Source organism: uncultured Acetatifactor sp., assembly GCF_948601915.1.
Taxonomy (GTDB): Bacteria; Bacillota; Clostridia; order Lachnospirales; family Lachnospiraceae; genus Acetatifactor.
The window spans coordinates 1-10842 of sequence record NZ_CAPDXS010000044.1; the positions used below are offsets into that span (position 1 = coordinate 1).

The 10842-nt window shown below is 55.6% G+C and carries 9 protein-coding genes and 1 pseudogene (1 of these 10 only partly in view); 3 read left to right on the forward strand and 7 right to left on the reverse strand.

Translation table 11 applies throughout. The features are described 5' to 3' along the window. The first annotated feature begins 565 nt into the window (after positions 1–565). Genes Q2B33_RS09465 through Q2B33_RS09475 form a run of 3 tightly spaced genes read left to right on the forward strand, consistent with a single transcriptional unit; the run spans position 566 to position 4514 of the window. Complete coding sequence (locus Q2B33_RS09465) at positions 566–2434, forward strand: ABC transporter ATP-binding protein/permease (protein ID WP_300791849.1); 1869 nt, start codon at positions 566–568, stop codon at positions 2432–2434. Beyond that, entirely contained in the window at positions 2431–4131 is a 1701-nt protein-coding gene (locus tag Q2B33_RS09470; RefSeq protein ID WP_300783028.1) for an amino acid ABC transporter ATP-binding/permease protein, read from the forward strand. Before Q2B33_RS09465 ends, Q2B33_RS09470 begins: the two co-directional genes overlap by 4 nt. After that, positions 4131–4514: a YbaN family protein gene (locus Q2B33_RS09475; RefSeq protein WP_300783030.1), complete on the forward strand. Its 384-nt coding sequence runs from the start codon at positions 4131–4133 to the stop codon at positions 4512–4514. The genes Q2B33_RS09470 and Q2B33_RS09475 overlap by 1 nt, the downstream gene beginning before the upstream one ends. 110 nt (positions 4515–4624) lie before the next feature. Here Q2B33_RS09475 and ilvC read toward each other — a convergent pair whose 3' ends face one another. From ilvC to Q2B33_RS24520, 7 genes and pseudogenes are all read right to left on the reverse strand, one after another. Then, positions 4625–5644 (reverse strand): ketol-acid reductoisomerase, encoded by a 1020-nt coding sequence (gene ilvC / locus Q2B33_RS09480; RefSeq protein ID WP_300783032.1) that lies wholly within the window; start codon positions 5642–5644, stop codon positions 4625–4627. A gap of 235 nt (positions 5645–5879) precedes the next feature. Then, positions 5880–6380 (reverse strand): acetolactate synthase small subunit, encoded by a 501-nt coding sequence (ilvN, locus tag Q2B33_RS09485; protein ID WP_296474766.1) that lies wholly within the window; start codon positions 6378–6380, stop codon positions 5880–5882. A 114-nt stretch (positions 6381–6494) separates the two neighbouring features. Beyond that, on the reverse strand, positions 6495–6971 hold the full coding sequence (locus Q2B33_RS09490) for a hypothetical protein (RefSeq protein WP_300783034.1): 477 nt from the start codon (positions 6969–6971) through the stop codon (positions 6495–6497). Between the two features lie 82 nt (positions 6972–7053). Next, positions 7054–7548 (reverse strand): acetolactate synthase small subunit, encoded by a 495-nt coding sequence (gene ilvN / locus Q2B33_RS09495; RefSeq protein WP_251207238.1) that lies wholly within the window; start codon positions 7546–7548, stop codon positions 7054–7056. Between the two features lie 27 nt (positions 7549–7575). After that, on the reverse strand, positions 7576–9189 hold the full coding sequence (gene ilvB, locus Q2B33_RS09500) for a biosynthetic-type acetolactate synthase large subunit (protein ID WP_300715156.1): 1614 nt from the start codon (positions 9187–9189) through the stop codon (positions 7576–7578). Between the two features lie 41 nt (positions 9190–9230). Beyond that, positions 9231–9605: a DUF2500 domain-containing protein gene (locus Q2B33_RS09505; protein WP_300783036.1), complete on the reverse strand. Its 375-nt coding sequence runs from the start codon at positions 9603–9605 to the stop codon at positions 9231–9233. 20 nt (positions 9606–9625) lie between these two features. Continuing rightward, positions 9626–10842, reverse strand: a pseudogene (locus Q2B33_RS24520) (homocysteine S-methyltransferase family protein) (it continues 1353 nt past the right edge of the window).

Below are 10842 nucleotides of genomic sequence, written 5' to 3' on the forward strand. Positions count from 1 at the left end.
TACGAGATCAGATCTGGTGACTGGAGTTCAGACGTGTGCTCTTCCGATCTGTAAAGGGCTGTGAGCTTGTCTTTCTCTGTCTGTTTCTTCATAGTGTGTAACCTCCTTTTTTGAGAATGCCTACTTCTCTCAACCCTTATTGTAGTTATCCGTTTGACACTGTAAACATGAAACGAGAATGTCTTTCATGTAAACAAAAACTGGCTGGAAAACGGCGAGGGAGAGATATTCTCCACCCAGGGAATATCTTTAGCCAAGAGACAGGTGCTGGAATCCATAGATACGCTTACGGATGAACAGGTAAACGCTGTTTCTTGTTTTATCAGATATTTAACAGAAAACAAGGAATCTTGAATCATAACAAAAATCGTAGGCGGGGAAGCCGCTCCGACAATAGCCAAATATTTTTCATCCTATTGACAAAAGCGGGGGGCAAGAGTTATACTTGGAGCTGAGTTAGCGGCTGCTAACACAAAGAGCAGCCGCATTTATTAGGCCTATGGATTAGTCCATACTAACTTTCGTTAGGAGGGCAAAAAAGAAAGGGAATGCGTGGTAAGACATTATGATGATCAAAAAAAGACTGATAGGAACAGTCCATGAAAGCAAAAAATACATAATAGGGAACGTGGCGGCCCAATGGTGCTCCCTTGCGGCGAATATCGCCATGATGACGGCAGTGACAGGCCTGCTTGCCTCTCTTTTCCATAAAACGGCAGATAAGGACAGCTGCTTCCTCACGGCGGGTATAGCAGCGGCGGCAGTTATGACCCGTTTTATCTGCACAATCCTTTCAAGCCGCATGGGGTATCTCTCGTCAAAATCCGTCAAGAAGACGCTGCGGGAAGCGATTTACGGGAAGCTCCTCCGCCTTGGCGCTTCTTACAAGGAACAGGTGAATACCTCGGAAGTGGTACAGGTGGCCGTGGAGGGCGTGGAACAGCTGGAAACCTACTTCGGGGCGTATCTTCCGCAGTTTTTCTATGCCATGCTCGCGCCGCTGACACTGTTTGCGTATCTGTGCTTTGTCAATGTGCCCTCCGCCGCCGTCCTGCTGGTCTGTGTGCCGCTGATTCCCATTGCCATCGCGGCGGTGCAGACCTGGGCGAAAAAGCTGCTGTCAAAATATTGGGGGCAGTACACGGCTTTGGGAGATACCTTCCTGGAAAACCTGCAGGGGCTTACGACACTGAAAATTTACCAGTCCGACGGTTTTAAGCATGAGGAGATGAACCGTGAGGCGGAGAAATTCCGTAAAATCACCATGAAGGTACTGACCATGCAGCTTAATTCCATCACGCTGATGGATCTGATTGCCTACGGAGGGGCGGCATTAGGCGTAATCATGGCGGCCACACAGTTTCGGACCGGGGATGTGACCCTTTCGGGGTGCCTTCTGATCATCCTGATCTCGGCGGATTTCTTCATCCCCATGCGGCAGCTCGGCAGCTTCTTCCATGTGGCGATGAACGGCATGGCGGCAAGCGATAAGATTTTCCGCCTGCTGGATCTTCCCGAACCGGCGGGGAAAACAGGACGCTTTCCGGAGGACTACCGAATCGTCTGCGATAATCTGCGCTTTTCCTATGGCGAAAATTCCTCCGATGAAGAGATTTCTTCTGATAAGGGAAATTCCTCCGGCCAAGGAAGCCCCTCCGATAGAGGAAGGGAAATCCTGCGCGGAATCCGCATGCAGTTCCCGAAAGGGGGCTTTGTCTCCATCATCGGGGAGAGCGGCTGCGGAAAGTCCACCGTGGCGGCAGTCCTCATGGGGAGGAACCAGGGCTACCGCGGTTCGGTAAAAATCGGAGACAAAGAGCTTTCAGACATAAGGGAAGCGGAACTGATGGAGAGCATCACCTATATCAGCCATCAAAGCTATCTGTTCAAAGGCACCGTGAGGGAGAATCTTTTGATGGGGAAGCCGGATGCGTCGGACAAGGAGCTCTGGGCGGTACTGGAACGGGCGAATCTGGCAGGATTTCTGAAATCCGAGGGCGGGCTTGACACGCTCCTTATGGAAAATGCCTCGAACTTTTCGGGCGGGCAGCGCCAGAGGCTTGCGCTGGCAAGGGCGCTGCTCCATGACAGCCCGGTGTATATTTTCGACGAAGCCACCTCCAATATCGACGCGGAGAGCGAGAACGACATTATGCGGGAGATCCATGGGCTGGCAGGCAAAAAAACAGTCATCCTCATTTCCCACCGCCTCGCCAATGTGACGGCCTCAGATAACATCTACGTGATGGACGCGGGGAGCGTGGCGGAAAGCGGAAGCCATGAGGAACTGCTGGCAGGGGACGGTATTTACGCAAAGCTGTGGAACACGCAGCAGAGCCTTGAAAATTATGGGAACATCCAAAGCGGATATCAGGATGGCCATTCTGCCGGTACAGAAGGCCGGGCAGACGGAAAGGACGGTGCGGCTGTATGAAAAGACGGAGCGGATTTGCGGTCATGGTAAGGCTTATCGGCCTTGTGGAGCCTCTTGCCGGATTTATGGCGCTGGCGGTTCTTATGGGATTGGCAGGGCATCTGTGCGCGTCCTTCATCACGATCCTGGGCGGATATGCGGCGCTTGTCCTGCTGGGTTTTGACATGACCTTCAAGCCGGAAGCCATATTTATCTGTGTGCTGGCGTTTGCCGCACTCAGGGCGATCCTGCGCTATGCAGAGCAGTCCTGCAACCATTTTATCGCGTTTAAGCTGCTTGCGCTGATCCGGAATAAGGTTTTCCTCGCATTGCGGAAACTCTGCCCCGCAAAGCTGGAGGGCAGGGACAAAGGCGACCTGATCTCGGTCATCACTTCGGATATCGAGCTGCTGGAGGTCTTCTATGCGCACACCATTTCCCCCGCTGCAATCGCGCTTTTTTATACTGCCGTGATGTGCCTGTTCATCGGCTCCTTCCACCCTGCGCTGGGGCTCCTTGCGCTTCTGGCATATCTGACAGTGGGAATCGCAATACCGGCTGCCGCCTCGAAAGCAAGCGGCGGGGACGGTATGGCATTCCGCACCGAAGCGGGAAGCTTGAGCGCCTTCGTCCTTGACAGCCTGCGCGGGCTTTCCGAAACCATACAGTATGGCAGGGGCGGGGAACGCCTGATACAGATGGAGGAAAGGACGGACGCCCTTTCGGAAACCGAGAGGCGCTTAAAGCGTACCGCAGGGAGGAATACGGCGGTCACAAATACGGCGATCCTCCTATTTGACTTATGTATGCTGTTCGTATCTGCCGCACTGTATCAAAAGGCGGAAGTGGATTTTGCCGGGGTACTGATTCCGACGGTTGCCCTGTTCTCCTCTTTTGGCCCTGCTGTGGCCCTTGCGAATCTGGGTAGCACACTGCAGAACACTTTCGCAGCCGGGAACCGTGTGCTGGACATTTTAGACGAAACGCCCGCAGTGCAGGAAGTGGAGGGAAAGAAAAAAACGGTGTTTGAAGGCGCAGATGCAAGAAACGTCAGCTTTTCCTATGGGGCGGAAACAATCCTTGACGGTGTATCTTTGAGGATTCCAAAAGGAGATATTATAGGGATTGTAGGAAGAAGCGGTAGCGGGAAATCCACGCTGCTAAAGCTGTTCATGCGTTTCTGGGACGTGGGGGACGGAAGGCTGGAAATCTCCGGCAGAGAGATTGCGGGGATAAACACGGCGGATCTGAGGGAGATGGAAGGTTTCATGACGCAGGAGACCCATCTGTTCCATGACAGCATAAGGAGCAATCTGCGCATTGCGAAGCCAGATGCCACGGACGCTGAACTGGAAGCAGCCTGCCGGAAAGCCTCCATCCATGATTTTATCATGGGGCTGCCCCGGGGGTACGATACCCCTGTGGGGGAGCTTGGGGATACGCTTTCCGGCGGGGAGAGGCAGCGGCTGGGGCTGGCGAGGGCATTCCTGCATGACGCGCCCTTCCTGCTCCTTGACGAGCCTACCAGCAACCTGGACAGCTTAAATGAAGCGGTCATCTTAAAATCCCTGCGGGAAGGACAGGAGGGAAAAACGGTGCTGCTGGTGTCCCACAGGCAGTCCACCATGCGGATTTCGGATGCCGTATATTCGGCAGAAAGGCTTTCACGGACAGAAGGGAGAGCCTTCCAAAAAGAAAAAGCGATTGGAGAAGTGTGATGAGACTTAAAAAAATACTGTATGTTGTTTTAGGGTGCATCGGCGCTGCTTTGGGGGCATTGGGGGCGGTCCTTCCGCTTCTGCCCGCTTTCCCTTTCCTTCTCCTTGCAGCGTTTTGCTTTGCCAGGAGTTCGGAAAAGCTGAACCGCTGGTTTACCGGGACGAAATTGTATAAGAATAATCTGGAAAGCTATGTAAAAGGAAAGGGCATGACGCGGAAAACGAAAATCAAAATCATGGTGACGGTGACGCTTCTGATGTCGGTGGGCTTCCTCATGATGGACCAGGTTCCTGTCGGCAGGATTGTCCTGGCCTGCGTGTGGATATTCCATATCCTTTATTTTATTCTGGGGGTCAGGACCATAAAGACAGATGCGAGGTAAGCGCTGCGCATTGTCGCAGGCTCCATGGAGATGGACATCCCACAGGAATGCCGACTGCGGATGCAGCCCTGGTTCCTGTGGGATGTTCCGGTTTTGAGGAGCAGACAGCTTTAGTTGTTGATCAGCTTATCATCCTCATTGTTCCAGCTATAGAGCTTCCTGATATCCTCGCCCACCTTCTCCGCCGGATGCTCGCTGGCCAGCTTCCGCATGGCCTTGAAGTGCACCTGCTTTCCGGCAGGAGACATATCCAGCAGGAATTCCTTGGCGAAGGTTCCGTCCTGGATGTCGCTTAAGATCTTCTTCATGGCCTTCTTGGTCTCCTCGGTGATGACCTTGGGGCCGGTGATGTAATCGCCGTACTCGGCGGTGTTGGAGATGGAATAGCGCATGCCGGCGAAGCCGCTCTGGTAGATCAGGTCCACGATGAGCTTCATCTCATGGATGCACTCGAAGTAAGCGTTCCTCTCGTCATAGCCGGCCTCCACCAGGGTCTCGAAGCCTGCCTGCATCAAAGCGCAGACGCCGCCGCAGAGCACGGCCTGCTCGCCGAAGAGGTCTGTCTCGGTCTCGGTGCGGAAGGTGGTCTCAAGGACGCCTGCCCTCGCGCCGCCGATGCCCAGGGCGTATGCCAGAGCGATGTCCTGGGCCTTGCCTGTGGCATCCTGCTCCACGGCAATCAGGCAGGGAACGCCTTTGCCCTCCTGGTACTCGCTGCGCACGGTGTGTCCCGGCCCCTTGGGCGCGATCATGGTCACGTCCACGTCCGCAGGGGGCACGATGCAGCCGAAATGGATGTTGAAACCGTGGGCGAACATCAGCATGTTGCCCTCCTCCAGGTTGGGCTCGATGTCGTTCTTGTAGAGGTCTGCCTGCTTCTCATCGTTGATCAGAATCATGATGATGTCTGCCTGCTTTGCTGCCTCCGCGGCGGTGAACACCTCGAAGCCCTGCTTCACGGCCTTGTCCCAGGACTTGGAGCCCTCGTACAGGCCGATGATCACATGGCAGCCGGACTCCTTCAGGTTCAGCGCGTGGGCGTGTCCCTGACTGCCGTAGCCGATGATCGCGATGGTCTTTCCCTCCAGAAGGGACAGATTACAGTCTTCCTGATAAAAAATCTTTGCCATTTCTCGTTTCCTCCGTTTTGTTGTTTATTCTATGTTCATTCCTACGCAGCGAATTGGATGCCGTGTCTGGCCGTCGCGAAACGGTCCTGGCATCCTGTCGATGCTGCAAGGGACAAATATCTTTCCACACGAAAACGCCTCCCGCAGCGAGCAGTCGGGTCGGCCTGTGCCTGGCTGCTTTCGGCTTCCTCTTGTCATGCTGAGAGCAGTGGGGAATACTCCCCTCCTGCATCTATTAGTCCAGGCGCACCACAGGCTCCGTGCCCCTTCCCAGGCCTGCGATGCCTGTCCGGGCCAGCTCCAGAATCTCATATCCCTCCAACAGGCCGATGAAGGCGTCAATCTTCTGCTGGTTGCCCGTGAGTTCAATCATCAGGCTCTCCGGCGCGATATCGATGATCTTCGCCCGGAAGATGTCCGCCACAGAGATGACTCCCTGCCTCTGCTCCGCGGTGGCGCGGACCTTCACCATGATCAGCTCCCGGTATACGCTCTTTTCCGGCTTCAATTCTTTGATATTCCGCACATCCTCCAGCTTGGCCACCTGCTTCTCAATCTGCTCCAGAATCTCATCGTCGCCGGATGCCACAATCGTGATGCGGGTGATGCGGGGATCCGAGGTCACGCCTGCCGTAATGCTCTCCACATTATAGCCGCGCCTGGCGAAAAGCCCTGAAATCCGGCTCAGGACGCCGGATGTATTGTTGACCAGCAATTGGAACACTTTCTTCTGCATCAAATTTCCACCCTCTCCTTTTTCTTTTTCAACCTCATATCTGTGCACCGGCTTCCATGCTTCCGCGCACGTCCTCTGTCCTGCCCCACATATCGCGCTCCCCGGGCTTCGCTCTCATTCCAGCGGCTTCAGCCCCTCGAACAGCTCGTCATAGCTTTTCATGGTATGGCATCTGCCATAGGAAATCTCCCTGTCCTCCCCGTACTGCTTCAGGAAGCACTTGGCCAGCTCCTCCACCGTGACCTCCAGGGTCACCATGAACTGGGTGTAGGCGAAGCTGTAAGCCCCGCTGCCCTCCTCATAGTTGGCTGTAATCAGCGACTCCGTGACCTGATCCAGGGGGTAAAGCTTCAGATGCAGCAGTTCATGGACGATGACCTCCTCCAGGTTCTCCTGCTTCGGATTTGCTCCATTGAGCAGAAGGATTGCCTTCTTGTCCGTACAGTCCACCTTAAAGTCGCCTGTCTTATGGAAGGAAGAATCCATGACGATCTCCAGCTTCACATCCCAGCTTTCCTCCAGCCGCAGAATCCTGCGCCATTTTTGCAGCAGCTCATTCAGCCGCGTTTCTACGGAATGCATTTCTTCCATCTTCAAGCCCCCTTCTTAAAACTCTTTCGCTATCATACCAATTTCCGGCCGAAATGTCAATAAAAGCCTGATTTTGGGGCCGTCACCCCTCGTCATTCTCCGCGCACTTGGAGAGCGCCACTGTTCCGGTGCGGGCCACCTCCACGATGCTGATGGTCTGGAGCATCTTAATCATGAGCTTTATCTTCTCCGGCTCGTCGCAGATCTGAATCATCATGAAATGCTTGGACATGTCCACAATCTGGGCCTTCATGATCTCGCACAGCTCCATGATTTCCCGGCGGTTGCCCTTGTTGTATCTGATTTTGATGAGCATCAGCTCCCTGGCGATGCACTGCTGCTCCGCGAAGGTCTTCACCTTGATGACGTCCAGCTTCTTGTTCAGCTGCTTCTCGATCTGCTCGATGGTGCGCTCGTCCCCGCTGCTGACGATGGTCATGCAGGACACGTCGCTGTTGTCCGTCTCTCCCACCACAAGGCTGTCTATGTTGAAGCAGCGCCTGGCAAACAGGCCGGCCACCTTGCCCAGTACACCGGAACGGTTCTCCACCAGTACAGAATATATTCTTTTCTTCATAAAATATCCTCCTATCCCAGTCCCTGTCTATACCAGATCCATAGGGTCGATCACGCATTCCAGCAGCATGGACTCATCCTTTTCCAGGAATGCCTCTATGGTCTCGTCACATTTCTCCATGTTCTCCAGCCGCAGGAACGGAATGCCGTAAGCCGCGGAAAGCTTCTCCAGATCCGGGCTCCCGGACAGGTCTACCACGGAATACTGGTCCTGATAGGTGAAATGCTGGTACTGGCGCACCATGCCGAGATAATTGTTCTTCAGCACCACGATTTTCACAGGGATATGGTGCTGGCACATGGTGGCCAGCTCCATCATGGACATCTGGAAGGAGCCGTCCCCGCAGACAGCCACGACCTGCCGCTCCGGCGCGGCCACCTTGGCTCCCATGGCCGCCGGGATGGAATACCCCATGGTGCCCATGCCGCCGGAGGTGAAGAACTTCCCTTTCCGCACCTTCACATAGCCGCAGGACCAGATCTGGTTCTGGCCCACGTCCGCCACATAGATGGCGTCCTCCTGCATCCTCTCGGTGAGCCGCATGATGAACTTGGCAGGGTCTACGTAAGCCGGGTCGGGCTTGCGCTTGCTGGCCATAGCCTTCCGGTATTCCCTCAGGGTGTCCAGCCACTCCTGACAGTTGCAGGTGAACTCCTCCTTCTCCAGATCCTCGAAGATATGCTTTGCGTCCCCCACCAATGGTATGGTGGGGCCTGCGTTCTTGCCGATCTCCGCGGGATCCACATCGATATGCACCAGCACCTTGTTCCGAGTGATCATATCCGGCTGGTTCACGGCCCGGTCGGCCACCCTGGCCCCCACCATGATCAGCAGATCGGACTCGTTCATGGCCCGGTTGGCATAGGCTTTGCCGTTGTTGCCCACCATCCGGAAATAGAGGGGGTGGTCCGTGGGCATGGCGCCGATTCCCATCATGGTGGACACCACGGGGATATTGTGGGCCTCGGCGAACCTGCGCAGCTCTCCCTCGGCCTCGCTAAGCAATACGCCGCCGCCCGCGCAGATCAGGGGCCGTTTTGCCTTCTCCAGTTCCCTGACCACTTTTTTGATCTGAACCGCGTTCCCCTTCACCGTGGGCTTGTAGGTGCGCAGGGACACGCTCTCCGGATACTTGAACTTGGTGATCGGGGCATTCTGGATATCGATTGGCACGTCAATCAGCACAGGGCCCCGCCTGCCGGTGTTGGCGATGTGGAAAGCCTCCTTGAACACCCTGGGGATATCGTTCACATTCTTTACTAAATAGCTGTATTTCACAAAGGACTCCACTGCCCCGGTGATATCGGCCTCCTGGAACACATCGCTGCCCAGCAGCTCGCTGTTCACCTGTCCGGTGATGCAGATCAGGGGGATGCTGTCCGCAAAGGCCGTGGCGATGCCCGTGATCACATTGGTAGCACCGGGGCCGGAGGTGACGGCGCACACGCCGGGCCTTCCGGTAATCCGGGACACACCGCTGGCCGCATGGGCCGCGTTCTGCTCCGTGCGGATGAGAATCGTCCGGATGTCCGACTCCAGGATACTGTTGTAAAAAGGGCAGATGGCTACACCGGGATACCCGAATACCGTCGTGACCCCCTCCTCCTCCAGACATTTGACAATGGCGTCTGCACCTAACATATCAATCTTCCTCCTCTATTATCAACATTTTTATATCTACCTTAATGCTGTCTTTCAAATCCGAGATACCTGGTTCCCTGGAACCGGAGCTTTCCCATATCCCCCTCCGCCAGCATCCCATATTCGGATCCGCTCAGGTGGAATTCCATCCTGTCCCCGCTCTCCACCTCGAAGGTGGCGTAATAGCTTGTGGATGTGTGATATCCGTTGGCCCCAGTGCCATCGCTGTGATGATGGCTGTTCACGTATGTCCTGCGGGAAACCACTCTTGCAGCTACCGCCAGTTCAGGGGCATGATTGTTTTTGTTCCACTGGCCGATTCCGCGCACGGCATTCACGACAAACATGGCAATCACCACGAGGAATACCAGCATAAAGCAGATTTCAAACAAACCGCTGTTGAAAAAGAAACCCATGGCAAACCTCCAGTCCTGCTTCATTCAGCAGCTTTTTCCCCCACAAGCCTCTGCGCAAGCTTCACCGCCTCCGCCGCGTCCGCGGAATAACCGTCCGCCCCAATCTCCTCCGCGTATTCCCGGGTGATGACCGCTCCGCCAATCATGATCTTCGCGCTTACCTTTTCCTCTTTTGCGTAGGCAACCACCTCCCGCATGCGCTGCATGGTGGTGGTCATCAGAGCCGACAGGGCAATAATCCTGGCATTGTTCTCCTTTGCCGCCCGGATGATGTCCTCCTTGGGGACATCCTTGCCCAGGTCGATGACCCGGAAGCCGTAGTTCTTCAGCATCAGCGCCACCAGGTTCTTGCCGATGTCATGGATGTCCCCCTCCACGGTGGCGATGACTACTACAGGCATATCATCCGCATCCGACGCTCTCAGAAGAAGGGGCTCCAGTATCTCGATGGCATTCTTCATGGCCTCCGCGCTGGCGATGAGCTGGGGCAGGAAATACCGTCCCTTATCAAAGAGTTCGCCCACCTCGTTGATGGCGGGAAGCAGCGCCTCGTGCAGCAGAGCGGAGGGATCTTCCCCCTGGGCCAGGGCATCCTTCGTCTGGGAAGCTATGCCCTTTCGGTTGCCCTTCAGGACGGATTGGCGCAGGGCCGCCCGACAGGCGCTGTCAGGTTCCGCCGCGGGACTTCCGTCCGATTTCGGGCTGTCAGTCTTTTCTGCCTTACTGCCCGCCTCCCCGCCGGCCTCTCCCCGGCGGAACTCCCCATTCCCGGGGGCTGTACCGGTGCTCTGAGCCTGCGCTGGTTCCCGCTTCACCTTCTGCTCCCGTCTCTGGGCCAGCTTGTCCGTATATTCGATATACCGTATATCCGCATCCTCTTTCGCAAGCAGCAGATCCGCGGCAAAAGCGCTGCCTGTCAGCAGCTCCTGGGAGGGATTTGCGATGGCCATGGTCAGCCCCTCTCTGATGGCCATGGTCAGGAATGCCGCGTTCACGTACCCCCGCTCCGGCATGCCGAAGGAGATGTTGGACAGGCCGCAGATAGTGGCAAGCCCCTTCTCTCTGCAGTATCGTATGGTCTCCAGCGTCTCCACCGCCGCCCTTTTATTGGCCCCCACTGTGGACACCAGGCCGTCCACGATGATATCCTCTTTTTTCAGGCCCAGGGAATATGCCCGTTCCAGCACAGTCTCTATGATATGTATCTTCTCTTCCAGGCTCTTCGGCAGCCCTTCGT

Excerpts from the sequence above, each read along its gene's own strand:
- Q2B33_RS09490 (WP_300783034.1), bottom strand. The coding sequence starts at position 6,971 with ATGGAAGAAATGCATTCCGTAGAAACGCGGCTGAATGAGCTGCTGCAA.
- ilvC (WP_300783032.1), bottom strand. The coding sequence starts at position 5,644 with ATGGCAAAGATTTTTTATCAGGAAGACTGTAATCTGTCCCTTCTGGAG.
- Q2B33_RS09465 (WP_300791849.1), top strand. The coding sequence starts at position 566 with ATGATGATCAAAAAAAGACTGATAGGAACAGTCCATGAAAGCAAAAAA.
- ilvB (WP_300715156.1), bottom strand. The coding sequence starts at position 9,189 with ATGTTAGGTGCAGACGCCATTGTCAAATGTCTGGAGGAGGAGGGGGTC.
- Q2B33_RS09475 (WP_300783030.1), top strand. The coding sequence starts at position 4,131 with ATGAGACTTAAAAAAATACTGTATGTTGTTTTAGGGTGCATCGGCGCT.
- Q2B33_RS09470 (WP_300783028.1), top strand. The coding sequence starts at position 2,431 with ATGAAAAGACGGAGCGGATTTGCGGTCATGGTAAGGCTTATCGGCCTT.
- ilvN (WP_251207238.1), bottom strand. The coding sequence starts at position 7,548 with ATGAAGAAAAGAATATATTCTGTACTGGTGGAGAACCGTTCCGGTGTA.
- Q2B33_RS09505 (WP_300783036.1), bottom strand. The coding sequence starts at position 9,605 with ATGGGTTTCTTTTTCAACAGCGGTTTGTTTGAAATCTGCTTTATGCTG.
- ilvN (WP_296474766.1), bottom strand. The coding sequence starts at position 6,380 with ATGCAGAAGAAAGTGTTCCAATTGCTGGTCAACAATACATCCGGCGTC.